General features: G+C 43.1%; 22 protein-coding genes and 3 pseudogenes. 5 read left to right on the forward strand and 20 right to left on the reverse strand.

Translation table 11 applies throughout. The features are described 5' to 3' along the window. The 3 genes from galE to NSS60_RS13690 all read right to left on the reverse strand — a co-directional run bounded on the left by galE (position 1) and on the right by NSS60_RS13690 (position 3,913). Positions 1–969, reverse strand: coding sequence for a UDP-glucose 4-epimerase GalE (galE, locus tag NSS60_RS13680; RefSeq protein ID WP_004892806.1), 969 nt, complete (start codon positions 967–969; stop codon positions 1–3). Positions 970–1,061: 92 nt separating this feature from the next. After that, the gene (iscB, locus tag NSS60_RS13685; protein ID WP_088223531.1) at positions 1,062–2,342 is read right to left on the reverse strand and encodes an RNA-guided endonuclease IscB; all 1,281 of its coding nucleotides are present in this window, start codon (positions 2,340–2,342) and stop codon (positions 1,062–1,064) included. Between the two features lie 260 nt (positions 2,343–2,602). Further along, on the reverse strand, positions 2,603–3,913 hold the full coding sequence (locus tag NSS60_RS13690; RefSeq protein ID WP_088223532.1) for a UDP-glucose dehydrogenase family protein: 1,311 nt from the start codon (positions 3,911–3,913) through the stop codon (positions 2,603–2,605). A 142-nt stretch (positions 3,914–4,055) separates the two neighbouring features. Here NSS60_RS13690 and NSS60_RS13695 point away from each other — a divergent pair, with 142 nt between their 5' ends. After that, positions 4,056–4,649 carry a plasmid pRiA4b ORF-3 family protein gene (locus tag NSS60_RS13695; RefSeq protein WP_004892813.1) on the forward strand — a complete coding sequence of 198 codons (594 nt, stop codon included), beginning with the start codon at positions 4,056–4,058 and terminating at the stop codon, positions 4,647–4,649. A 51-nt stretch (positions 4,650–4,700) separates the two neighbouring features. Here NSS60_RS13695 and tagU read toward each other — a convergent pair whose 3' ends face one another. The 5 genes and pseudogenes from tagU to NSS60_RS13720 all read right to left on the reverse strand — a co-directional run. Next, a complete protein-coding gene (gene tagU, locus NSS60_RS13700) occupies positions 4,701–5,627 on the reverse strand; it encodes a polyisoprenyl-teichoic acid--peptidoglycan teichoic acid transferase TagU (protein WP_004892816.1) in 927 nt (308 codons plus the stop codon). A 106-nt stretch (positions 5,628–5,733) separates the two neighbouring features. Beyond that, on the reverse strand, positions 5,734–6,177 hold the full coding sequence (locus tag NSS60_RS13705) for a DUF488 domain-containing protein (RefSeq protein ID WP_035018959.1): 444 nt from the start codon (positions 6,175–6,177) through the stop codon (positions 5,734–5,736). 12 nt (positions 6,178–6,189) lie between these two features. Further along, positions 6,190–6,618 carry a DUF488 family protein, N3 subclade gene (locus tag NSS60_RS13710; protein ID WP_004892819.1) on the reverse strand — a complete coding sequence of 143 codons (429 nt, stop codon included), beginning with the start codon at positions 6,616–6,618 and terminating at the stop codon, positions 6,190–6,192. A gap of 63 nt (positions 6,619–6,681) precedes the next feature. Beyond that, positions 6,682–7,344: a dual OB domain-containing protein gene (locus NSS60_RS13715; RefSeq protein WP_064214392.1), complete on the reverse strand. Its 663-nt coding sequence runs from the start codon at positions 7,342–7,344 to the stop codon at positions 6,682–6,684. Between the two features lie 553 nt (positions 7,345–7,897). Further along, positions 7,898–8,136, reverse strand: a pseudogene (locus NSS60_RS13720) (DUF6444 domain-containing protein); the annotation flags it as partial. Between the two features lie 232 nt (positions 8,137–8,368). Here NSS60_RS13720 and NSS60_RS13725 point away from each other — a divergent pair. Both NSS60_RS13725 and tnpC read left to right on the forward strand, forming a co-directional pair. Beyond that, positions 8,369–9,742 carry an IS1380 family transposase gene (locus tag NSS60_RS13725; protein ID WP_088223305.1) on the forward strand — a complete coding sequence of 458 codons (1,374 nt, stop codon included), beginning with the start codon at positions 8,369–8,371 and terminating at the stop codon, positions 9,740–9,742. A 529-nt stretch (positions 9,743–10,271) separates the two neighbouring features. Continuing rightward, positions 10,272–11,720, forward strand: a complete 1,449-nt coding sequence (tnpC, locus tag NSS60_RS13730; RefSeq protein WP_340720593.1) for an IS66 family transposase — start codon at positions 10,272–10,274, stop codon at positions 11,718–11,720. Positions 11,721–12,023: 303 nt separating this feature from the next. Here the strand turns inward: tnpC and NSS60_RS13735 are convergent, their stop codons facing one another. Next, entirely contained in the window at positions 12,024–13,373 is a 1,350-nt protein-coding gene (locus NSS60_RS13735) for an ISLre2 family transposase (RefSeq protein WP_075039588.1), read from the reverse strand. A 356-nt stretch (positions 13,374–13,729) separates the two neighbouring features. Between NSS60_RS13735 and NSS60_RS13740 the strand changes: the two are divergent. Both NSS60_RS13740 and NSS60_RS13745 read left to right on the forward strand, forming a co-directional pair. Beyond that, positions 13,730–14,047 (forward strand): annotated as a pseudogene (locus tag NSS60_RS13740) (4-hydroxythreonine-4-phosphate dehydrogenase PdxA); the annotation flags it as partial. Positions 14,048–14,421: 374 nt separating this feature from the next. Next, positions 14,422–16,080 carry an IS1634 family transposase gene (locus NSS60_RS13745; RefSeq protein ID WP_088223227.1) on the forward strand — a complete coding sequence of 553 codons (1,659 nt, stop codon included), beginning with the start codon at positions 14,422–14,424 and terminating at the stop codon, positions 16,078–16,080. 511 nt (positions 16,081–16,591) lie between these two features. Here the strand turns inward: NSS60_RS13745 and NSS60_RS13750 are convergent. From NSS60_RS13750 to NSS60_RS13800, 11 genes and pseudogenes are all read right to left on the reverse strand, one after another. Next, a pseudogene (locus NSS60_RS13750) lies at positions 16,592–16,827 on the reverse strand (UDP-glucose 4-epimerase GalE); the annotation flags it as partial. Between the two features lie 69 nt (positions 16,828–16,896). Then, entirely contained in the window at positions 16,897–17,643 is a 747-nt protein-coding gene (locus NSS60_RS13755; RefSeq protein ID WP_004892836.1) for an HIRAN domain-containing protein, read from the reverse strand. Between the two features lies 1 nt (position 17,644). Next, positions 17,645–18,517 (reverse strand): HipA domain-containing protein, encoded by an 873-nt coding sequence (locus NSS60_RS13760; protein WP_035018968.1) that lies wholly within the window; start codon positions 18,515–18,517, stop codon positions 17,645–17,647. Positions 18,518–18,725: 208 nt separating this feature from the next. Further along, the gene (locus NSS60_RS13765) at positions 18,726–20,075 is read right to left on the reverse strand and encodes an ISLre2 family transposase (RefSeq protein ID WP_075039588.1); all 1,350 of its coding nucleotides are present in this window, start codon (positions 20,073–20,075) and stop codon (positions 18,726–18,728) included. 347 nt (positions 20,076–20,422) lie between these two features. Next, positions 20,423–21,301 carry a UTP--glucose-1-phosphate uridylyltransferase GalU gene (gene galU / locus NSS60_RS13770; RefSeq protein ID WP_192949119.1) on the reverse strand — a complete coding sequence of 293 codons (879 nt, stop codon included), beginning with the start codon at positions 21,299–21,301 and terminating at the stop codon, positions 20,423–20,425. A 94-nt stretch (positions 21,302–21,395) separates the two neighbouring features. Beyond that, positions 21,396–22,265 carry a hypothetical protein gene (locus tag NSS60_RS13775; protein ID WP_340720909.1) on the reverse strand — a complete coding sequence of 290 codons (870 nt, stop codon included), beginning with the start codon at positions 22,263–22,265 and terminating at the stop codon, positions 21,396–21,398. Between the two features lie 316 nt (positions 22,266–22,581). After that, positions 22,582–23,346: a tyrosine-protein phosphatase gene (locus tag NSS60_RS13780; protein WP_340720910.1), complete on the reverse strand. Its 765-nt coding sequence runs from the start codon at positions 23,344–23,346 to the stop codon at positions 22,582–22,584. 130 nt (positions 23,347–23,476) lie between these two features. Further along, positions 23,477–24,178 (reverse strand): CpsD/CapB family tyrosine-protein kinase, encoded by a 702-nt coding sequence (locus NSS60_RS13785; protein WP_445290611.1) that lies wholly within the window; start codon positions 24,176–24,178, stop codon positions 23,477–23,479. Beyond that, positions 24,168–24,908: a YveK family protein gene (locus tag NSS60_RS13790; protein WP_340720911.1), complete on the reverse strand. Its 741-nt coding sequence runs from the start codon at positions 24,906–24,908 to the stop codon at positions 24,168–24,170. The genes NSS60_RS13785 and NSS60_RS13790 overlap by 11 nt, the downstream gene beginning before the upstream one ends. A gap of 308 nt (positions 24,909–25,216) precedes the next feature. Further along, positions 25,217–25,615 carry a hypothetical protein gene (locus NSS60_RS13795; protein WP_004892947.1) on the reverse strand — a complete coding sequence of 133 codons (399 nt, stop codon included), beginning with the start codon at positions 25,613–25,615 and terminating at the stop codon, positions 25,217–25,219. Between the two features lie 138 nt (positions 25,616–25,753). After that, a complete protein-coding gene (locus NSS60_RS13800) occupies positions 25,754–25,984 on the reverse strand; it encodes a hypothetical protein (RefSeq protein WP_088223560.1) in 231 nt (76 codons plus the stop codon). Positions 25,985–26,035 lie beyond the last annotated feature (51 nt).

Below are 26,035 nucleotides of genomic sequence, written 5' to 3' on the forward strand. Positions count from 1 at the left end.
TTATTTTTGTTTTCTATGCCAAAGCCATGCACTTGCGATAATGTCTTCGAGCGAGCGCGTCGCTTTCCAGCCAAGTTCACGAGCAATTTTTTCAGACGAGGCGACGAGTCGAGCCGGATCTCCCGGGCGGCGCTCCGTATATTCGATCGTCGCCTGTTTCCCCGTCACACGCTCGCACATATCGATCACTTCTTTAACCGAATATCCGAGCCCGTTGCCAAGATTGTATGTCGCTGTCTTTTTCTCGTCCGAAAGAAGGGCGTGCAGCGCGAGAATGTGCGCCTCCGCTAAATCGGTCACATGAATGTAATCGCGAATACATGTGCCATCTGGCGTATCGTAATCTGTGCCAAACACCGAAATTTTATCACGCAATCCGAGCAAATGTTGCAAAATAAGCGGAATTAAATGCGTTTCCGGATGATGATCTTCCCCGATTTCACCGCTTTCATGCGCACCTGCCGCGTTGAAATAGCGCAACACGACGTAGCGTAAATCGTACGCCGAGGCAAAGTCTGAAAGCATATGCTCGATCATTAATTTCGAGCGACCGTACGGATTAATTGGGTTTGTCGGGCAATCTTCCGTAATAAGATCAACGTTTGGAATGCCGTATACAGCCGCTGTCGATGAAAAAATAAAACGTTTGACACCATATTCCATCATCGTTTCCAATAATGTCAGCGTCGCTGCGACATTGTTTTTATAATATTTCATCGGCTCAACGACCGACTCGCCTACTAAACTATTCGCCGCAAAATGCATCACCGCATCGATTGGATATTTTTCAAAAATGCGTACAAGCGTCGTCCGATCGCCTAAATCGCCATGAACGAATACCGCTCGTTTGTCCACGAGATGACGATGCCCTGTCGATAAATTATCGAGCACGACGATCGGCTTCGTTTCAACTAATTTCTTTACCACATGGCTGCCGATATATCCCGCACCACCAACGACTAAAATCATACAATATCTCCTTTCCTTGTCATACACTTCAATTTTATCACGAAACTTACGCAAGGAAGCCCCTGCCTTTAGGCACGGGGAGGAATTGCACCTTACGCAATGTTCATTCCCTCCCTTCGATATGTGTATCCGTCGAATCGCTGAATGACTTGGACATATCTATAATTTATTCCTTGTGCGATACGCTTTCCGTCCTTACCTTTAATATCGAAACTTCCAGTCTTTCTGCATGATACTTCGCCAAACCAAACGCCTTGATATTTCCCTCTTGGGATAACAGCCTTAACCATGTCCCCTGTTTGGAAGCCAAAGAAGAACTTTTGTCTTGCAAGATAACCTCTTGGGAAGCCATATCTATCTAGGTTTGTGCGTGAACGACTACCACGCCCCTTTGCTCTAATGAATAACACTTCTTTTGTTTTGAAATATAAGTGATTTGGTGTGCTTTCGCCTACACAACAAGCGTCAAAATAATGTGTTTTCGGCAAGTCTAAACGAATACGATTCATTTTCGTTCGTGCACCTGTTCCACACTCTACTTCGCATCCGCTTTGTTTTAACACTTCATACACTTTCCACCTTGTCGAGTTGACAGCACTTGCATCTTTTAATGATTCTTTGACTTGCTTTTGAATGTGCGGATACCCGAATTCTTCTGCTGTCTTACTTCCTTTGCGCTGATTACAGTCATGACAGGCAAGACATAGGTTATCCACTCGGTCTGTTCCACCTCTCGATTTTGGAATGATATGCTCCACTTCAAGTGGAACATTTTCTTTTCCGCAATAACAACACTTCCGCCCAAACTTTTCAAGCAAATACTCCCGTACTTCATATCCTTGTAGCGTGCCTTGTTGATACTCTACACCATTGATTTCAGGATTTCGCATGAGTTGCGTGTCGAATTTGGTATTTTCGTATGATATATACCCAATGGGGCATAACTTCTTTAGGTGGTTAACCCATGTTTGGATATTTTGCACGCGACTCTCTAGTGATGGCGGCAACCACCCGTCTTTTCTCCTACGATTAAGAAAACGTGGTTTTCTGTATCGAGTTTTTCGATTTCGTCTTGCTCGACGGAAAGCACGCCTTTTATCCATTCTTTCCTTGATGTCTGTGCGATGGTCAAGTTGCCCTAACCATACCACTTCTTGTCCTCGCAAAATCGCAAGTCCTGTGTGTTTGCTTCCGTGATCGATTTTGAGCCGATACGGTGTTTTCGGTCGAAAATTATCGACAATTTCTTTTAAAATAATCGTAAATGGATAGCGTTTGTAGATCGCTGCTTTTCCTTGTTTCAACAGCTTTCTCGCAACTGCTTCGTGACAAGGAGCAAGCGGACGTTTGTTTGTGTCTAACACAAAAACCATAGGGTTCTCCCCTTTCCTCTGCATAAAGCAGGTCATATTCTCCTCGACCATGTTATAGATGCTTGTTATGTGCAAGACACTAGCGCTACCCACCACGCTTGTTTAACCTTGCACGACAGAGGAACGGGCTGGAGAAGCACCCGAACGTGTCATGACATCTATAACGTAGGCTCTGTTTCAAGCCTTGGTCTGGTCAACATGGGGCTTACAAGCCCATGACTTTAGTCATTGGGTTGTTGACATATATAGGAAAGATGGAGTTATTTTATATTCGTTATCGGTTTTCGTCCGATCGAGTAATATTCAATTGGGTAGCGCGCTACATCGTGAAGCGCATAACAATTGCGCCCATCAAAAATAATCGGCGTTTTCATTTCGTTAACGTATACAGATAAGTCCAGCTGGCGAAATTCATCCCATTCCGTTAAAATCATTGCCGCATCAGCATCTTGTAACGCCTCCTCCACACTGCTTGCATATATGACTTCCTTCGGCAACACATGTGCCGCTTTCCCCATCGCGATCGGATCATAAGCAACAACAGTTGCCTGTTCCGCAAGCAGCTCGCGCGCAACGACAAGCGATGCAGCTTCCCGCATATCGTCTGTATTTGGCTTAAACGATAAACCGAGAAGAGCGATTTTTTTCCCTGCGAGATGCCCAAATCTTTTTTTCGCTTTTTCAATTAGCTTGCGTTGTTGCTTATTGTTTACTTCAATCACTGCCTTCAACAATTCGAAATCGTGATCAATATTTGCCGCAATTTTCGCTAACGCTTTCGTATCTTTCGGAAAACAAGACCCGCCGTAACCGATACCTGCGCGTAAAAACGATGAACCGATGCGTTGATCCATTCCCATTCCCGCTGCTACTTGTTCAACATCTGCCCCAACTTTTTCACATATGTTCGCAATTTCGTTAATAAAACTAATTTTCGTCGCCAAAAAGGCGTTTGAAGCATATTTAATCATTTCTGCACTGCGAATATCCGTGTGAAAAATCGGAATGCCAAATGGCCGATGAATATCGGCAACGACCGCTGCTGCCCGTTCATCATCCGCACCGATCACAATGCGGTCGCCATGAAACGTATCATGAATCGCAGACCCTTCACGCAAAAATTCTGGATTTGATACGACATCGATATGCACATGTGGAACGAGCTGCTTAAACATACGTTGTATTTCATGATTTGTCCCAACTGGCACCGTACTTTTCGTGACGACGATCACGTCTTTCGTCACCGCCGAAGCAATGTCTCTCACCGCTTGCTTTAAATATGTTAAATCCGCAAAGCCATCTTCATTTTCAGGCGTGCCGACCGCGATATAAATCACATCCGCTTCCTGATATGCACTCGCACCATCTGTCGTAAAAAACAACCGATTCGCTTCCATATTTTCTTTCATTAACGGCTCAATGCCCGGCTCATAAATCGGTGAGATCCCTTGTCGCATCCGCTCAACTTTTTCTTTATCGACATCAACGCATGTCACCCGATGTCCGATATGCGCAAGCGCCACACCTGTCACTAAGCCCACATATCCTGTTCCGACAACGACAATGTTCATAGCCAACCTCCGTGCACGTTTTTTTTCAGTTTACACAAACGTGAGCATTTTTGCACGATACGGCTATCGAAAAAAATGAAAGATTTCTCTTATAAAAACATAGAAACTCGTCTATCATTATAGTAAAAGAAAGGAGGAGAAAGTGTTGCAGAAAAAACAAACCGTTTACCAATTAAAAATCGCCTTGCGTGGTATTCGTCCTCCCATTTGGCGACGTGTACTTATTCCAAGCAATATTACATTCGATCAACTTCATCTGATCATTCAAGAAGCAATGGGTTGGAAAAACTATCACTTATATCAATTTGAAACGGGCGACGCGATCATCGATGTACCACATCCTCTGGATGATTTTTCACACCCTTGGAAAGATATGCTCAATTCTCAAAAAGTGCGGATAAAAACATATTTAAGTCAAGAAAAAGACAAAGTTTTATATACGTATGACTTTGGGGACAATTGGGATCATGTTATTACATTAGAAAAAATTGAAAAACGAACGGAACCATTGCCACATCCCATTTGCATTAAAGGAAAACGAGCATGCCCACCAGAAGATGTCGGTGGCGTTTGGGGCTACCAAGATGTAATTGATATGATGCAAAACGATACAAGAAAACAAGAACGGGAAGAGTTTCTCGAGTGGTATGATGAATGGTACGGAGACGACTTTGATCCGGAATATTTTGATATAGAGGAAGTAAACGGAAGACTAGCAACAATCAAATTCAAATAAATGCATTTTTTAGGGCTGACTCAAAAGTCCGCTTTTTAGCGGTCTTTTCGGTCAGCCCCTTTTCTGTATCTCCAAATGCTCCTTTAACCGTTGCGAAATGGCTATACGTTCTTCCTCTGGTACAATCAAATAGTAGATCCCGTTTATTTTTTGACCTTTTCCTTGTATGTGTAGCTGCTCGATATGACGTCGTGCTTCTTTATAGTTCGCTTGAATTTGTTTCATGTCGTCAAATGTCAAATTTGTTTTTATATTTTTTCCTATCGCTTCAAGTATGTCACCATAGTTTGTAAGAGAAGAGAAGCTAGCTCCTTTTTTAATAATGGCCTCAATCACTTGTTTTTGGCGATCTTGTCTGCCAAAATCGCCACGTGGGTCTTCATAGCGCATACGAGCGTATTTTAATGCCTTTTCTCCATTTAGAGTAATTTCTCCTTTAGGGAACGACTCTCCTTCATATTCAAATGCAAAAGCATTATTTACTGTAACACCACCAACGGCATCTACGATATCTTTAAAGCTTTCCATGTTCACTTTAATGTAATAATCAATTGGAATGTCTAAAAATTGTTCAACTGTCGCAAGCGTCATTTCCACCCCGCCAAAAGCATACGAGTGGTTAATTTTGTCCTCTTTCCCTTTACCGACAATCAATGTGCGTGTATCTCGCGGAATGCTTACCATTTCTATCGACTGCTTTTTCGGGTTTACTGTCATCACAATTAACGAATCTGCCCGACCGCGATCATTTTTTCGTTCATCTACCCCAATAAGCAAAATCGAGATCGGTTGTTGCTTTGTAAATGATAGCTCCTCTGGGCGTTTCTCTGAATGTTCACGTTGAATAGGTTCGTGTATTTCGCTGATCGTTTGTTGTAGTTTATAGTAAACAGAAAATGCATACGCCCCTACCAACGCAAGAAATAAAACAATTGCTCCGATCCATATACGTTTTACCCTTTTTCGTTCCGATTTCATCTACATCTTCCTCTTATCATGAAGTTATTTTCATGTGAAGGATATCATATAGCTCGACGAAGGGGAAGAGAAAGTTTGTACATCCTTTTATAACTAATTTCATTCTCTACATTAAATGAACAATTTCTATATCCGAATAAAATTTTCGCAAGTACTCTGCTAATAAACGACGATGACAGTAATGTGGGGCGTGTTCACTACATAGTAGACAAACCGTTTTCTTTGCGATGAGATCTTGATGGGACTGCTCTACTTTTCTCATTTTTAATAACTCTACATATTTCTCCTCATAATCTCCCCAAGCCATCTCCTTGTTTTTATACGCTTTGAGAATTTCCTCCGTGGGGGCAAGAAGGGGATCATGAATATAACCAATACCTAATATTTCTAAAATAAATGCTAAATCGTCTTTTTTAGCGTATCCCGATAATTGCGACGTATTATGCAAACGTGTGTCAATAACTACTTGAACATTTGCTTGTTTTAAAAGTTCCACAAACGTTCGCAACGGTTTCTTCGCAAACCCAATTGTGCAAATTTTCGCTTTCATTTTTTCACTCACCTAAAACAAACTTAATTGCTCTGTTTTCATAGGATTTAACTCCACCGCTTCAACTCCATACGGCTTAAAAAACTCCCCCACTAAACGGCGATGACAATAACGATGATCCGGGCAAAAACAAAGGAGTACAATATCTTTCCCTAGAAGCAATTTTTTATAAATATCTCGGAGCGACTTTAGCTTTTCTTCTTCTCTTAGTTCAGAAAGAAAGGCATTTTCATATAAAGGCCACCACTCATTCGTTTGTGTCCCTTTCCACTCCCTTAGGTAACGCTCAAACAACTGAGGGGAAGGTGACAAACTACGGACAACAATAGCACCTGTGATATTATGACCAGCACGTGTAATTTGCCATATTTCTGCATGAGGGGGCGCATACTTTAATCCTTCGATATTTGAGGTGTATAACTTTCCCTTTAGTTCCCTCATTCACCATTCCCCCTTCTTTTTACATTAAGTATACCATTAAGCAAGCGTAAATATCCACTTCCATTATGGGTATTGCGGCGGATAATCCACAAAGGGATTTGTGATAATACTAATAACCATCGGATATTCACGTGTAATATTCTTATTCGGTTCTGTTCGTGCCAATCCGATACACAAATATAAATTTTGAAACCCTTTAAAGGATATCGAGCGATGAGAGCGAAAAACGGAACGCCATTTTAAATCTGTTACCGGATAACCTTCTTTATAAGTATTGTTCCGATATTCTTTGGCATTCATTGTAAAGCAAATACGGTTCGCTCCTTCTATTTTCCAAATATCATCCACTTTGATTAAACATAACGATCGTCCGTTAGCATTTAGCGTATCATGTAGTGTTTGCTCACTTTCGAGATGCTGCTTAACAAATGCACATAGTTCAGTATTGTTTAATTCCCCGCATTTGTATAAGGATTCATAGCTCAGTACTCGAATATCTTCCGTATGCCCCGGTGAAGTAGGATCATTATATTTGACATAGTCGGTGACCTCCCATATGTCTCCCGGCTTAATGAACGTACCATCATCATATTTGTAGCTTGCCCAAAAACGATGATCAGGGGGCAATGGTCTGATCCATTGTCCACGTTCAGTCATCCCTGCAACACAGTAACGCTCGTATGTTTGTGTAATAGCTAGAATGATTATTTTCAATGGCCTATTCAAACTAACCATCCCCTTATCATCCCATAAAAAATATACAGAATATTAAGACTATTCGATCTAAAAATAAAATATCCTGCAATCGTTTAGAAAAAGATTTTTCACGTTTGTTTTAATTGTTAGCAAACGGATGAAAAGACACACAATTAAAAAACGTGACAGTATTAAATTCCTATAAAATCTAATAATAACTTATTTTTCACCATCTACACATAACTTCTATGCCAATTCTTGAACCATCTCTTTGGCTGTCACTTCATTCGACTGCCCTCGTTCGTACGCTTCAATTAAAATGCGTTTAAATTGCTCGATTTCTATTTGTACGGCTTTTGTCTGCACTTTCATCCCTCGATGCAATAAAAAAATCAGCCGCCCACCTATTTAAGCAAGAGGCTTGTAATTACATCAATAACTCGTTGTTGTTCCTCAATCGTCATACTTGAACCCGATGGCAAGCAAAGACAGTTTGCAAACAGCTCATCCGATACGCTCCAACCTTCTTCATGCGAATAATACCGCGTTCCTTCAAACAATTCGGGTGGTGACAGGCACCAAACCTAGAAGGAGATTTCGCCCCAAACCGGTCAGAGGACGGCGGAAAATGACTATTCGTACTGTTTTTTTCGTACGGGCTTCTAATTCTGCAATACGTGCTTTCCATTGCTGGTTTTCTTGTCTTAACTGTTTATTTTCGTTGATGAGTTTTTCGATGGTCTGGGCTTGACGTTCGATGTTTGCCACCATGCTTTCGAGTGTGAAGACCGCTTCTTGGAAGCCAAAAGCAACATTTGCCATTGTGTTCACCTCCCATGTCTATGATGGTAATTCGTATAGACAAGGAAGGTACGAACAAACCGGCTCTCGTAAATTTTTTCTATGTACGGGCTGAATAGTTACCCGCAAACTCTGACTGCATCTTGTTAATATCGCCCTGAATCCGTGACAAAACATCTTTACAATGGTCGCAAACCGTTGATACGATAAGGGAAAACGACGTTGACGATTCTTCATCAAGTAGGTGAATGTGATGAAAGATTTCCCGATTCGGTTTGTATTGACAGATGAAGCGATTACTCCAAGTGCTGGGCTTGCTCTCGTGGGCTACTTACTGCACCAAACGAAGCTGGATAAACGAGTAAACGCACTTCGGCTCCCAACGGTTCGTCGAGATGTGCACATTTCCCATAGCGACGTCATTCGCTCGATGATCGGCTTGCTTGCCACAGGAAAAACGGATTTTGATCATATCGAAGCGTATCGTCAGGACGATATCTTTTCGACATCAATGGGCATTCGGCACGTACCTTCCTCCCCAACGTTGCGACAGCGTCTCGATCAGCTCGCTTGTCTCCCGATGACCGAAACCATCATTTGGGAGGAATCGATGCGTCTGTTGGTTCGACAACACGCTACCTTGTCCGCTTGTTGGACGAAAGGGAAAACGACATGGCTTCCCCTTGATATAGATGCTTCCCCATTTGATAACTCCGATACGAAAAAAGAAGGAGTGAGTCGAACGTATAAAGGATTTGACGGTTTTACGCCGTTGTTTGCGTACGCAGGGAAGGAAGGGTATATCGTTCATGCCGAGCTGCGTCCAGGGAAACAACATGTACAAGACAACATGCCTTCGTTTTTAACTACCGCTATCCGTCGAGCTCGTCCGCTGACCTCGTCTCGTCTGCTTGTCCGCATGGATGCAGGAAACGATGCGGAAGCGAATGTGCACGTATGTCTAAAGGAAGACGTGGACTTTGTCATCAAGCGAAACTTACGCCGAGAATCGAAAGCGCTTTGGTTCCAGATCGCTTCGCAAAAGGGCAGACGCGTCGATGATGGACAAACAGAAGGAGTACAAACGTATGAGTTATGCCTTCCACAGACAGCAGCAATCGATGGACACACGTATACGTACGTTCAAGTCACCCAAGTGACGGAACGAACGATGGAACGAAATGGACAGCTGATGCTCGTTCCTGATTACGAAGTCGAAAGCTACTGGGTGCGCCTCGAAGGATACGAGCATGTTCGAATGAGTGATGTGCTCGCATTGTATCACGATCATGCGACATGCGAACAGTTTCATAGCGAACTGAAAAGCGACTTAGATTTAGAGCGACTTCCATCAGGGAAGATGAAAACGAATGCGCTCGTGTTAGTCATGGGAGCATTCGTGTACAACCTTCTTCGCCTGATTGGACAAGATCTATTAAGCGATCCGAGACATCCATTACATCATAAAGTGAAACGCCGCCGCATCAAGACGATCATTCAGACGGTGATCACGATGGCAGGTCGACTCGTCCGCCGATCACGACAGATCTGGATGAAACTGACGCGAAGGAGTGGGTACAGTATACTCCTACTGAATGTGTATCAAAAATGGAAAGAGGCAAGATAACAAACAGATGTTCGGGTACTCATATCCATCACTCCCCCCTGTACTTTTTTTGTCTCTTTTTTGGTTTGTATCTCCATAAAAGAGGATTTATCTCGTTTTCAAACATGAAAGTGGTGCAGGGAATCATCAAAAAAAGGGATGTATGGATCATATATCCATAGAACTAACACCAAAATCAAAGTTGATTTCCAACCATCACGGATTCAGGTATCGCCTTAATCTCGGAAACTCCTTTCCGTTCACAAACAAATAATATTTTCGCACCGCATTTTGATAAGCATTATGATATAGCTTATCATTAAGCCTTTCTTGAATTTGCAGCAACAAATGATACATGGCTTCATCATTTTTCACAATATCATCTAAATTGACGTTCAGCTCTCGTTCGACCCTTAAAGCCCTTGCTACTCTTGAATGAACTGCTTTCACTTTGCTTTTGTAACTATTCAGCCACATCATAAAGTGAGCTGAATATTTTCTTCTTTCCTTGTCTATGATGTGAATATTGATAGACAAGGAGGTGAATCGCATGTTGACGGTACAACAAGCTGTATTTACAGTTGAGAGCTTAATCGGCAAAGTTCAACAACAAAAACAGCTCATTCATCAACTCGTTCAAGAAAATGAACATTTGCGTCACGAAAACAAACAACTACGCAAAGAAAATGAACAACTGAAGTACCGTGTTCAAGAGCTGGAAGCACGCACGAAAAAAAACAGCTCCAATAGCCATTTGCCCCCATCTTCTGACCGTTTTGCCAACACACGTTCTTCTCGTCAACCATCTGGCAACAAGCCAGGCGGACAAGAAGGACATCAAGGAACGACGCTCCGTCAAGTGGAACATCCACATCATCGTGTCGTCCACCGTGTGCATACGTGTCAAGGATGTGGGGTTTCTTTGCGTGACGTCAAACCGTTCAAAGTCGATATCCGTCAAGTGTTTGATGTCCCTCCTGTGGCGATCGAGGTGACACAACATGAACGTGAAGTGAAATCGTGTCCGCATTGTCGATGCGTGCAACAAGCCGAATTCCCATCCCATGTCACGAATCATGTGCAATACGGTCCACGCCTTACTGCGCTCGTTGTTTATTTACATCATATCCAATTGATCCCGTACAAGCGTTTAAGTGATACAATCGAAGCGTTATATCAACACTCGATTAGTACAGGAACCCTTGCCAATATGGTGAAACGAGGACGCGAAGCGCTGGAATCAAATATGGACATCATCGAAGACGCCTTACTTGAATCCAACATCCTGCATGTCGATGAAACGAGTTTGCGCATCAATGGGAAACTCGCATGGGTGCATGTCGCGTGTACATCGAGATATACATACTTGGCTTCTCACGCTTCTCGTGGAAAGAAAGCAACGGATGAGATCGGGATTCTTCCACAATACAAAGGGACGATGATGCACGATGGGTTCGGTACGTATCCGAAATACACACATGCCACCCATGCCCTTTGTCATGCCCACCATTTGCGTGAGTTAAAAGGATTCATCGAACAAGGGCATACGTGGGCGATGCGCATGACCACGTTTCTGTTAGCCGCCAAGCAAGCCGTCGAAGCCCATCACGGTGCACTTTCCGAAGAAGAAGCGAGACGGTGGGAACGAGTGTATGATCGCATCCTAGAAAGAGCACAACATCGATTGGAAACGATGACACCTCTTCCGAAAAAAGCACTCGCTTTTGTTCGACGGCTTCAGAAACGAAAGGAAGAAGCGTTGCGTTTCTTACGTGAAGTACATGTTCCCTTTGACAACAACCAAGCCGAACGCGATCTTCGCATGGTTAAAGTCAAAGAGAACATTTCGGGTACGTTTCGCGAAGAAACATTCGCGCAGTCGTTTTGCATCGCAAGAAGCATCGTTTCCACACTGACGAAACACGAAAAAAACGTGTGGGATTCGTTATGTCTTCTGTTGACGGGTGACACGCTCGATCGTGTTCTTTCTACCACTTAGGGCATTTTCTATTACGGGGATGTCCTATTTGTGTTGCGCTTCTTTACATACTACTATCGGGATGAATAGTTACTTGCTTTTTATATTGCTGTCGTTCATTAAGAATCTTCGAAACTCTTCTTCTCTCATTCTACACTCCTCCCTTCTTTATTTAGAATATTATCACAAAAAAGTTTGAGTCAAGACTTTGTGGGAGATTTTTTTCTCGACCGATTTTTTTGGTTATATATGGTTTTATAAAATCGTTATATGTAAGCGCTTTTACTTACTCTCATCCTGTAGGTATGTGCGTTTTCTCTCGTTTTAAAAACCTTTCAATGCTTGCAATGCCTCGTAAATCGGTGTCCCTGAAGATTGGCGAAGGTATGGGATGTTATCTCGTACCACTTCTGTCATTTGCGTTTGCACGCGCTTCAGTGCCTTTTTCACGATCGTTTCTCGTTTCGTTTCTTCTCGTTCTTCCACGCCATACATCACTCCATCGCGTGTCCGAATGAGTAACGTATCTTTTATCGCGACGATCGCTCGCAACATCGCTTCAATCCCTGCATCCCTCCAACTTCGACCGTTTTTACTTCGTTTCGCAAACACATGCATCGTTCCTTCCGCACTCCCCATCGCCCTCATGTTTGTCGTGTCAATCCCTTTTTCCTTCAACCATACGCGATAGTCACGTAAACATCCTGGTATCTCCTCGATTCGACGAACAAGCGCCTCGAGTTGCTTTTCCTTCTCCTCATGTTCTAACGTACCGATGGCACTTGTGAGTTCTCGTAACACACCTTCTTCATCCCATGATGCTAACTTCTTTCGAATCACCCGATATCTCGCATGACCTCGGAACAATTGACGAATCTCTCTTGCCACATGGAACCGATCAAGCTGAAAGTACCCCCTGTCCCCGAAATATTCTCGACACGCTGTAATCCATGGGGCTCCATCTCCATTGATGACCACCCAATCCTCAAACGGATCATAGCTGTATTCCTTCATCAGAAAATTCTCTACAGCTTCCCAAATCGGTTCATTCGTTTGATGAACCATATACCGTCGATTCACTAAGGATACGCGTTTCCCGTTTTTCTCCCATCCTTGGTGAATCGTGATGATCTTTTCTTCTTTTCCTTTGATGCGGCTTCGTTGACGTTTCACGTACAACCCGTCTGCTTCGATAAAAAACACGCGCCCTTTTTTCTCCATCGCACGGTGCCCTTCCACCTCTGCCTCGATGATGGACTGGCGAATCGTTTCGTGACTCATACATGCATACCCCACCAGCTTTTCAAGCGACTGCGCAGCCTGTCGATACGAAGAACCCGTCACGGCGAGATGAATCGCTGTCTCCTCTAATAGCGGACTCACTCCATGCGCCCCATCGAACTGAAGAAAGACATCGAGTAAAGACGTATACACCTTTTTTTCACGGTCAAAGTAGTAGTTTCGCTTCACTTCCACCTCTCCAAATAGCGTTTGGAGTCGGATCGTCCGCTTATCTTTGAGCGCATATCGTTTCTTGTCCCGCTGTTCTGCCAATGTGCGGTCGATCTCCTCCAACACCTGTTGAAGGAGATGACCATATTGTTTTTGCATATGTCTAAATAAAGACTGTTCGATCTCTTTTAATGTCAAGCCGTTTGTGATATAATCCTGCATGGGCTCCACTCCTTTCTTTGGTTGTATTTTTTTCGCACTTACTACCTTACCAGGAGGAGAGCCCGTTTTTCATCTATTTTGCTTACATATCTGACAGGTTCCTTATTATACCAAATCAGGAACCTGTCTTTTTTTCTCCCACAAACATTTTACTCATACCACAAAAAACAGCAGCCTGATTTAGCAAATTGCTGCTTAAACATTTCTCTTTATTAAGGTGGGTCAAACGCAATGGCATTTTCTCTTTTCAGCAATATATCAATCACTAATTTTCTTGCCCATTTCAATGTTCGTGCAATCGATTGGTCAATGTTTCCCATCTCCGTCGATCTTCGCTTCCTTCGACACAGAAGATCGAAGGGAAGTATGAACACGGAACGATTGATGTTATTTCACTGAACAATGTAAATGTGGACACCCTTGAAATGGGAAAAGTCCAAACACAATGTGGCAAGGCAGCCTATGAATATATTGAAACGGCTGTTCGTTTGGAATTAAATGGAAGCTTATCAGCTTTAGCAACCACACCGATCAATAAAGAGTCGCTGAAAGCTGCCAATGTTCCTTTTATCGGCCATACAGAGATTTTAGCTGCTTTGACCAACACCGATGATCCGCTGACGATGTTTGAAGTAAGAAATATGCGCATTTTCTTCTTAACGAGACATCTGTCCTCGGGTGGTGACAGGCACCAAACCTAAGGGCATCCGCCACTTCAGCGGCATGCCCACAACGCCCATCGGCATACAATGTTTCCAACAACTCTGTCAGGCGCTTCGCTTCGACAAAGGCGCCATGATGAATAGAACGGTGCGCTTCCAATTTCCGTAGTGACGGTCCACTCATTTCATCATCTCACTTCCTTATTTGCACCGATTTCTCTCACTAAACTATATTTTCCAAACACCTAATCGATTATGCAAAAACGGAAAAAGATGTTCCTTATACCTCACATTTCGCACCCTCTCGACAAAAATCGGGAGGATTTTTTTATCTTCCTGTCGAATAAAACCTTGGAATACAAGGAAAGCAAAGGAGTTTGCTCATCATGGACGTTCAAATTCGGGCCATTTATGAAAGTTCTTATTTGAATATAATAAGCGCCCTGTTCAAAGATCTTGACCTTCCTCAGTTGATTGATCGTCTCGTTCCCGTGGATCCGCAATGCCAAACTCGAGCCAGCGATATCGTCAAACTAATCGTTCTGGATATCTTGAGCGGCCGGCAAGCGCTCGTTCATTTGGAACAATGGGCGCATGACATCGATTTGCCGAAGCTGATTCGGCCAGGGCTGGAGCCGTCTTGGTTCAACGACGATGCCATCGCGCGTCATTTGGATCGCCTGTATGAGGCGAATATCCATCAAGTCCTTTCGTCTTGCCTCGTGCAGATCTACAAGAAAGAAGGCCTCTCTCTTCGCGTCTTCCACGCCGATACGACGGACAAGACCGTTTATGGCGCGTATGAATCGGCCTCGCCGGATGCCTTGCAGATTACGCATGGCTACAACCGGCATCATCGTTGGCAAAAGCAGATCGGATTTGGGCTGATTGGCAACGAGGATGGCATCCCGTTTTATGGCGATGTACACGACGGCAACCTGCCGGATAAGACGTGGAATCCCGAGGTGTTGTCCCGTGTGCAGAAACAGCTGAAGCAGGCGAAGATCGAAGATGAATGGATTTATGTTGCCGATTCTGCCGCCATGACGAAAGACACACTGGCGCAAACGAAGGCCGCCAACGCCTTTTTGATCACAAGAGGCCCTTCTTCGCTCCGGATCGTCAAAACCGCGCTGGCTAAAGCTGATGCCCAAGACACGCCGTGGAGCGATCCGTTCTCCTTAGCGGAGAAAAACGGAGCCACCTACCGGGTGTGGGAAACGACATCGACGTACGAAGGTCATTCGGTCCGGTTGATCGTCGTTGAATCCAGCGCGCTCGACCAACGAAAAGGAAAGACGCTCGAAAAAGAGCGAAACCAAGAAGCAGAGCTTCTTCGGCAGAAACAAACCCAGTGGGAAAGCCGTCTGTTTTCGTGCCGGGAAGACGCCGAACAAGCCCTAGCGTCTCTAAAGGCGTCCCTTCGTCTCCGGTTCCATCGCGTCGAGGCGTCGGTCGAAGCGATCGTGCGTCCGAAAAAACGGCGCGGACGTCCGAAAAAAGGGGCGGAACCGGACATGGAAACGCTGTACGCCCTTCGCTTGAACGTGGAATTCGACCAAGATGCGTGGGAACAGGCGAGACGGAAAGCGTCCCGGTTTGTCCTTGTCACGACAGTTCCGGAGGAATGGAAAGGTCAACCGATGGATGCGAAAGAGATCTTGAAGTTGTATAAAGGCCAAATCTCGGTGGAAATGAACTTCTCTTTCTTGAAAGACCCGTTCTTTACGGATGAGATTTACGTAAAAAAACCGGAACGGGTCGCGGTATTGGGCTATTTGTTTCTGTTGGCCTTGGCGATTTACCGCGTCTTCCAGCGCCGGGTGCGTCAGTTCATCACCCCGGAACACCCATTAAAGGGCGCGGGAGGCCGGAAACTGACCCGACCGACCGGACAAGCGATTTTTCAATTGTTTTGGTATGTCAGAGTCGTCCTGTTGGAACTGCCGGATGGACGAATTCAACGCGCGTTAGGTCAACCGCTCACGTACGAGCAGCGAAGGATTCTGCAAGGATTAGGGATGGACGAGAGCATTTACGTCTAATGGGATAAAGAACGACCAACGATGGTAAAAAAAGGATACCATCGCTTTTGGTGTTGGTTTAAAAGTTATTCTAAAAAACTGAATAAAAAATCCTTTTGTTCCGCCCTACCAAGGTGCGAAATATGAGTTGGATTCTGATAACAAAGTAAATTTAAAAGCGATTTATGGGTGGAATTTGTAGTCAGCAAAACTTAAAATCTAGGCAGACATTATATCATGTGTGGGAAAATGCGATCCGGAAAGGACGCCCCGAAAGAAAAGATAAACTGTCGCAACCGATACTACCAAGTTTGAGAAATTTATATGTCAAAGAGATCACCACTGGAGATAGCGAGGGGTGTCAGTGCTATATGTTGGTGTACAGTTCAAAAGAAGATGAACGTCAAGACAAGAGTAAAAGAAACTGTTGGAGATACTGAAAGCGGAATTGGAAGGGCTTCGACAGTTGCCGAATAACCCCAACATAAAGCGACATACAGTGGCAGAAAAGTAATCTCCTGTTGAAACTTGTTCAACAGGAGACTCTGTATTTATGCCATTTCCACGCGCTTTCGATGATTTGTTCCGACGAATGTTCTGCTTTCCAGCAAGTTCTTCATAAATTTTTTGCGAGGATGCAACAAGGCGCGCCGGGTCGCCCGGGCGGCGGGCGGTGGATTCAATGATGGCTTTGCGGCAGTGACTTTTTCACATGTTTCCATCACTTCTTTGGCGGAATAAACCTAAGCCGTTGCCGAGGTTATCAATATCCATGGCAATGACCAAGCTATCCCCGCTAATGTTAAATCTCTGACAAAATCCGGAGCACGACAAGTATTATCCCATAACAGGATCTAATTCATCCAATGTTGCCTCTTGGAAAGAAGGAATTTCGCACTCAAAGGCTACTTTCAGCCACCAATGAGGTGTTGATTTTTCATTCATATACACAACACGAACAGAAGGGTTCACTCCATTTTCTAACAAGGAAAAGATGGCCTTACTATAAAAGGCTGGAACATATCCAAGCTTCTTCCCCCCATGAGTATAAATAGCAACAGCATGAGGGTCATAAGCGTTTGTTGGTTCTTGTACCAATTTCAACGTTTCGTTAATGGCTAGCCATGTTGCCCAATTTTGAGGAAGATTTTGATAGCGCATGCCATGAACAAAAAAGCTGACACACAGCTTTCCATCGTCTTCAAGACGCAGCGGTTGCTCAAAAGAATAAGTGTCGCTGGCTAACCGCCCACGTGTTTGTTGAAGCAGGTCCATCTTAGTGGAATTCTCATCCAGACCTAAATCGGACAAAATGGCTTTAAAATCCGCACGATCTGGTGACGGCAATCGGCGTTCAAACGCCGGAAACAGCTCCTTTGATCGATATATTTTAGTTGGGTCTGGGAAAGCTGGATGCAACATATACCCGTTATTCAATGCATCTTTCAGTTTTCCGTGACCAGAGGCATTATAGGTGTAAGTGAACTCATAATAGCCATCATAATGAGAAAGAGTTCCTATATGATAAAAAGAACGGGTTTTAGGATTTTGCCAAACCACTAAAAGTGTATGAACTTTTTTCATGTTATTGATCATCCCTTCCAATCCACTCCAATATTTTCTTTCTTCGAAAAGGCACTATATTCAATAACCAGTCTTTTTGTGCCTCGCTTAAAATATCTAATGATTGAATAAAATCAGAATACCTTATTAAATCAAATTCAACTAACTTTTGGATACTTTGATTAAACTCATCTGTAAAGTTTTTACTAATATATGTTAACAAGTCTTTAGCTTTGACTTTTTTCTTTTCAAATATACCCGCCTTAACCTTTGTTTTCTCGGTATATTTGTTCATTTCTTGGGGATTCGAAACCATTTGCATGAGCTTTTCATCATCAAATCGAAAACCTAAGGAAACACCGTTATCATAAATGGGGGAGAACTTTGCTCCTGTTTCGAGAAATAGTAATTTCCAATTAAATGGGTGCCTATCTTGATTGCCAATAAGAATATCAAACAATTGCATATCTATAAATTCTGATTTTATGGCCTTCCAATATGCAAACTCCCTCATTATTTTGAATCCAGCATCAATAAGTTCCATGCCCTTCAATGAGGATTCTTGGAGCTTCGTATAATCATCTACTAGTGCTGATAATAAAACTCCGCCTTCTTCAGCCATTTTTGCATCATATTCTTTTACAAAATTTCGCAGAAGACATCCTCTTCTACCATTCCTTGTTACAATTTCCACATCCATCATTTCCAAACCAAATATAGCTCCAATTTCAGCAGCAATTAATTCTGTAATATCCTCCCAAGAAACTCCTTCTTTAAATTGTCGAGGATATTTTATAAGATAATGTATTTTCTCTGGAGATATCAATTCCTCTTTCTCCAATGTGCTTTTTCTACCATATCCGATCCGTTCCCAATCACTAACATCTCTCAACAATGCTAATCGTTCCTTTTTGTATAAATCTTATATTCATTTTAACATAAATTTGATACAAACTGTTCATCAGTAGTTCTGATTGAGTCAAGAGTTTGTGGGAGATTTTTTTCTCGACCGATTTTTTTGGTTATATATGGTTTTATAAAATCGTTATATGTAAGCGCTTTTACTTACTCTCATCCTGTAGGTATGTGCGTTTTCTCTCGTTTTAAAAACCTTTCAATGCTTGCAATGCCTCGTAAATCGGTGTCCCTGAAGATTGGCGAAGGTATGGGATGTTATCTCGTACCACTTCTGTCATTTGCGTTTGCACGCGCTTCAGTGCCTTTTTCACGATCGTTTCTCGTTTCGTTTCTTCTCGTTCTTCCACGCCATACATCACTCCATCGCGTGTCCGAATGAGTAACGTATCTTTTATCGCGACGATCGCTCGCAACATCGCTTCAATCCCTGCATCCCTCCAACTTCGACCGTTTTTACTTCGTTTCGCAAACACATGCATCGTTCCTTCCGCACTCCCCATCGCCCTCATGTTTGTCGTGTCAATCCCTTTTTCCTTCAACCATACGCGATAGTCACGTAAACATCCTGGTATCTCCTCGATTCGACGAACAAGCGCCTCGAGTTGCTTTTCCTTCTCCTCATGTTCTAACGTACCGATGGCACTTGTGAGTTCTCGTAACACACCTTCTTCATCCCATGATGCTAACTTCTTTCGAATCACCCGATATCTCGCATGACCTCGGAACAATTGACGAATCTCTCTTGCCACATGGAACCGATCAAGCTGAAAGTACCCCCTGTCCCCGAAATATTCTCGACACGCTGTAATCCATGGGGCTCCATCTCCATTGATGACCACCCAATCCTCAAACGGATCATAGCTGTATTCCTTCATCAGAAAATTCTCTACAGCTTCCCAAATCGGTTCATTCGTTTGATGAACCATATACCGTCGATTCACTAAGGATACGCGTTTCCCGTTTTTCTCCCATCCTTGGTGAATCGTGATGATCTTTTCTTCTTTTCCTTTGATGCGGCTTCGTTGACGTTTCACGTACAACCCGTCTGCTTCGATAAAAAACACGCGCCCTTTTTTCTCCATCGCACGGTGCCCTTCCACCTCTGCCTCGATGATGGACTGGCGAATCGTTTCGTGACTCATACATGCATACCCCACCAGCTTTTCAAGCGACTGCGCAGCCTGTCGATACGAAGAACCCGTCACGGCGAGATGAATCGCTGTCTCCTCTAATAGCGGACTCACTCCATGCGCCCCATCGAACTGGAGAAAGACATCGAGTAAAGACGTATACACCTTTTTTTCACGGTCAAAGTAGTAGTTTCGCTTCACTTCCACCTCTCCAAATAGCGTTTGGAGTCGGATCGTCCGCTTATCTTTGAGCGCATATCGTTTCTTGTCCCGCTGTTCTGCCAATGTGCGGTCGATCTCCTCCAACACCTGTTGAAGGAGATGACCATATTGTTTTTGCATATGTCTAAATAAAGACTGTTCGATCTCTTTTAATGTCAAGCCGTTTGTGATATAATCCTGCATGGGCTCCACTCCTTTCTTTGGTTGTATTTTTTTTTCACACTTACTACCTTACCAGGAGGAGAGCCCGTTTTTCATCTATTTTGCTTACATATCTGACAGGTTCCTTATTATACCAAATCAGGAACCTGTCTTTTTTTCTCCCACAAACATTTTACTCATACGGAGTTGCGAGAAGCACAAATAAAATGTCCATGCCTCTTTTTATGTACGGATATATACTCACTTCTGCTTTTTCTGTGTAGTTAATCCTAACCGTTTCGTTTTGCTTTATCAAAGAACGATTCTCTTGAGGACTAACACCCAATCTTTTCACCCCCGATTCCACAAAAAAATCATAAGCATCGTGCTTATGACTGTTGATGTTGTTGAATGATCCGCTCCATAAATTTTAATAAGTCATCCTTAATCTCTTCGTTTTGTAACCCAAACTCAATCGTCGTCTGAATAAACCCAAGCTTCTCCCCAACGTCGTAGCGTTTTCCTTCAAACTCATACGCAAACACGCGCTGGATTTCGTTTAGCTTTTGAATCGCGTCGGTCAGTTGAATTTCACCGCCGGCACCGGTTTCTTGTTTGTCTAGGAAGAGAAAAATTTCTGGCGTGAGTATGTACCGACCCATGATGGCTAAGTTCGATGGTGCAGTGCCTGGCGCTGGCTTTTCGACGAATTGTTTCACTTGATAGCGTCGTCCTTTTTTATCAAGTGGATCGATAATGCCGTATCGATGCGTTTCGTCATCAGCAACTTGTTTGACGCCGATGATCGAGCTATGCGTTTGTTCAAACTCGTTCATGAGCTGTTTTAAACAAGGGGTATCGGCTTGGACGATGTCGTCGCCTAACAGCACCGCAAACGGTTCATCGCCGATAAATTTGCGGGCGCACCAGACGGCATGGCCAAGTCCTTTCGGTTCTTTTTGACGAATGTAATGAATGTCGACTTTGGACGGTTCTTTTACTTTTTCAAGCAAGTCGTGTTTGTTGCTTTTTAGTAAAGCTTGTTCGAGCTCGAACGCATGGTCGAAATGGTCTTCAATTGCGCGTTTTCCTTTTCCTGTGACGATAATGATGTCTTCAATGCCTGATTCAATCGCTTCTTCGACGATGTATTGAATCGTCGGTTTATCGACAATCGGAAGCATTTCTTTCGGCATCGCTTTTGTCGCTGGTAAAAATCGTGTGCCGAGTCCGGCAGCTGGAATGATCGCTTTTCGTACTTTTTTCACATAGATCCCTCGCTTCCTAAACTGTACACCCACGTACATGTTATATATGCATAACATATACGTCGATGTACAAAAAAATAGCTCCCATTGGGAGTTAGTTTGGTAGACGTGTTTTTAAATTTAAAATTTCTTTTTCATGTTCGATCATTTTATCAAACATTACGTCGGATCTACGTTGCAAATAAGCAACCGTCACATCCATTGATTTTTTTATGCTTGTCAAATCATTTAGCACTAATGCTTGGTTGTTTTTTGATATGCGTAACTCTTCGAGAATCTTCTCCTGTGTCTGTTCCATATTTCCAAGTGACTGTTTCATTTCGCCCATATCATTTTCTAGCTTGTGTTGACCTGCTTGTAACTGTGCAACATCCTGTTGTAACGCTTGTTGACCTGCTTGTAATTGTGCAACATCTTGTTGTAACGCTTGTTGGCCTGCTTGTAACTGTGCGACGTCTTGTTGTAATGCTTGTTGACCTGCTTGTAATTGTGCAACATCTTGTTGTAATGCTTGTTGACCTGCTTGCAGTTGTGCGACGTCCTGTTGTAACGCTTGTTGGCCTGCTTGTAATTGTGCAACGTCTTGTTGTAACGCCTGTTGGCCTGCTTGTAACTGTGCGACGTCTTGTTGTAACGCTTGTTGGCCTGCTTGTAACTGTGCGACGTCTTGTTGTAATGCTTGTTGGCCTGCTTGTAACTGTGCGACGTCTTGTTGTAATGCTTGTTGGCCTGCTTGTAACTGTGCGACGTCTTGTTGAATTTGAGCAACTGTGCTCTCTAATGCTCGCTGGCCTACTTGTAGCTCTGTTACATCTTGCTGGATTTGAGCAACACTCTTTTCTAGTGCTTTTTGACCGCGTTGTAACTCTTGTTGCGTTTGTTCAACACGTTCTAATCGCTCATGAACAGGTTGCAGTTCTTCTTTTAACACAGAGCGAAGCAAAGCTTTTAATTCTTGGCTCATTCGTATCCCTCCTCTGCCGTTTCTCTCATTATAACACGGCAAAAAAGAGACATAAACAAAAAACAAGGTTAGCATTGGGCATCTAACCCACCCTCACACCGCACCATCGACGACAGGCGTCTAAGGTGGCAAGACCGTCATCGTCCCCACCCACAGCACAGCCGAGTGCCCCCGTTGATAACGGTAAGGAGACATCACCGAAACATGTAGACAACCGTCATTCGGTGTCTATCGAAAAAAGAAAGCTGATATCGACAAACGTACGAAACCAGCAAAGCATAACTAATCCACACGATGTATTGGGAACATATAAAACTTAGAAAATACCTAAAAACTTCTTCTTCTTAATTCGCTCTGGTGCATCTTTATACAACGTCTCGTTCGCGACAAGCAGTTCGGCGTTTTCACGGAAAACGTATACTGCTTGCGAGCCGAACTGTTTTTGAATGACGTCGTACGCTTCGCGCATATGGAATGTCCGTGACGTCGTATTATGTGCATCCGATGCGATTAAATGAGCTAAGTTCGCTTCGATGATTTGCAAGGAAAAATTCTTAATTTTTTTGCCGAACTTACCAGCGATACTTCCCGCAGTCAGCTGTGTCAATGCTCCTTTTTTCACAAGGTCATATAGCTTCGTTGGGTGCTCGATCAGCTCGCTATTTCGCTCCGGATGGGCGATAATAGGGACGAGACCTTGCAGCTGAATATCGAACAACAACTGCTCGGTGTAACGCGGAACGTGATTGCTTGGTAGCTCGATTAAAACGTACTTCGTTTCTGCGAGAGGTAAAATATCACCGTCTCGATAACCGTCTAGCCATTCCCCATAAATGCGTACTTCTTGCCCGGGTAAAACAGAAAGGGGAATGCGATGGTATTGCAACGCTTCATTCAATGCATAAACGTGTTCCATAATGGACGATTTATCGTTTTCAAACGCTCCATTGCGGTGATGGGGGGTGGCGATGATTGTTGTAATTCCCTCCGCAACAGCTGCTTTTGCCATCTCAATTGCATCAGCGAGCGTTTTCGCCCCGTCATCGACAGACGGCAAAATATGACTATGAACGTCAATCATCACAATCCCCCCTTTGATCTATCGACATGAAAGAAATTTTTCTCATATTTTTCGACAATTTCCTCGTATGTAATTCATACTAACATAGGAAAATCGTATTACGCAATATACAATTTTTGTCGAATTTTGTCTATTTGTTGCCGTAGTAATAGTAATAGCTACTTTCTTTTTGCTTCTTTTGATTCAGCACGACACCGAGCAGCTTTCCTTTTGCGTTAATGAGTAGTTCTTTCGCCTTTTGTGCAGCTTCAATTTCTGTCTTTCCACTATGGACAACAAGAATCGTTCCATCACATTGATTCGCTAAAATTTGCGCATCTGTCACCGCTAAAACGGGCGGTGTATCAAAAAGAACAACATTAAACTGATCATACGCTTCCGCTAATAGTTCTTCCATCGCAGAAGAACCAAGCAATTCAGCTGGGTTTGGTGGAATCGGACCGCTCGTTAACACGAATAAGTTTTCCACATCCGTTTCTTTCACCGCTGTTTGAAGTGTAGCTTGTTTCGTTAATACGTTCGTTAAACCGATGTAGTTATCTTTTCGAAACGTATAATGGATTGTCGGTTTACGTAAGTCGGCATCAATAAGAAGCACTTTTTTTCCTTGTTGCGCAAAAACGACCGCTAAATTGGCAACAGTTGTTGTTTTTCCTTCTGCAGGGGCAGAAGAGGTGACCATAATCGAGCGCAATGGACGATCAACGACAGAAAATTGAATGTTTGTTCGAATCGTCCGATATTGTTCAGAAATTGGCGATTTTGGATTTGTTTTTGTAATGAGTGAGCGCATTGTACGCTCAAATATTCGCTTTTTCTTTTTAAGAACCAACCGTCTCACCTCTTACTTGCTTTTTCGCTTGTAACGCTTTTGCTTCTTTTCCTTCTTCATCAATTGTTGTGACAGCTCCTAGCACAGGTAGCTCAAGCAATTTCTCGACGTCCTGTTCGTTTTTAATCGTATTATCTAAATATTCAAGTAAAAATGCTAAACCAACACCTGTCATCATGCCAACGACGAAAGCGATCGCCATGTTTAATAGCGGCTTTGGTTTCACCGGAACAGGTTGCTCTTTTACTTCTGCCTTTGCTAAAATGTTGACGTTATCAACGTTCATAATTTTCACGATTTCACGTTGAAACACGCTTGCAACGGTATTGGCAATATCAGCCGCCATATACGGATCGGGATCTTCGACTGTTACGTTAACAACTTGTGAATCTTTTTCGCTTGTGACGTTAATTTTTTCATTAAGCTCTTCAATCGACATATTTAAATCGAGTTCATCTTTTACAATATCTAAAATGGCTGGGCTTTTCATAATGACGTTATACGTATTAATAAGCTGCAAGTTCGTTTGAATTTCGCTAATGTTGTAGATTGGTTGTTCGTTTTTCGCTTGGTTGACGAGCAGTTGTGTTGATGCTTGATAAATTGGCGTCAACACAAAATAGCTAACGATCCCGCTTGTCATCGTCGCAATGACGGTAATCGCTACAATAAGCCACGCACGTTTGCGCAACGTCTGAAATAATTCTCGTAAGCTAATCGTCTCTTCCATGGCGTCCTCCTATAAAACACATATTTTCGACAAAAACGTTCACTAGCTTCATTATACCGACAAACAATTCCGTTTTTCTACCTTTTTTATAAAATTATTTCCACGAAAAAGAAAACCGACAGAGCCATGTTCTGCCGGTTAGTGAATGATTTCTTCGTCTTTTTCTTCTTGTGCAATGATTTGTTTCGCCTGTGCAATAATATTGTTCATTTCAGCAACCGTATAGTCGCGTTCTGGAAGCGGACGGTCATACGCTTGATAATATAAAATTTCTGCCAGCTTTCGTTGCTTTTCACTCGCTCGTTTCGTCAGCTTTTCTTTTTTTTTAATTCATGTTGGAGACGTTCGATATGATATTTTGCTTCTAGTTTACAGCCGTAAGGGAAATCATCGATGCCGAGCCGTTCAACGAGACGGTTAATTTCGGCAATTTGTTCGTCCGTTGGAGGTTCATTGACGAGCTGGTCAATAATTTCGTTAATGCGGTCGGCAAGTTGTTCATGAAAGTGTGGGTTTGTTTTAATCGTATCGTCTAATTCCGCAAACCATGTCGCTTCATTGTATAAATAATGACGCCATTGTTCCATGAACGCTGCAGCATCATATTTTGTTTCGTCCCAGCCGATTGTTGCCATATATTGTTCAAACACTTTTTTAATCGACAGCGTGATGTTCATCTTGATGCGATGAGGAAGCTGTTTTAACATATACAAAAACCCTCCATATAATAATCGTCAACCGTTAATGTACCATAAAAAAAGAATGTTGACAAAGTTGTTTTATAACTTTGTTACGTATTATAGGAAAGGAGGGAATAAAAAAACGTAAGAGGAATCCTCTTACGTTTATTCGTCCGTATTGTCTGCGTCATTCATATCTTCCGCATCTTCAACGGCGTCTTCTTCATCTGGCACAGCATCGTCTTCATCGTCACCGACGCCTTCATTTGTATCTTCGCCTGGTTGCATCTCTTCTTGATTGTTCATATCGTTATCGGTATCGTCGTTATTGCAACCGGTGATGACCATGATGGCGATGAGCGCGCTAAGTAGTTTGAGTAGCCATTTTGCTTTCATCTTCTGTCTCCTTTCTGTCTTATATGTAATCACTTATAACATGCCCAGAAA

The organism is Anoxybacillus sp. FSL W8-0382, from assembly GCF_038003845.1.
GTDB lineage: Bacteria > Bacillota > Bacilli > Bacillales > Anoxybacillaceae > Anoxybacillus > Anoxybacillus flavithermus_G.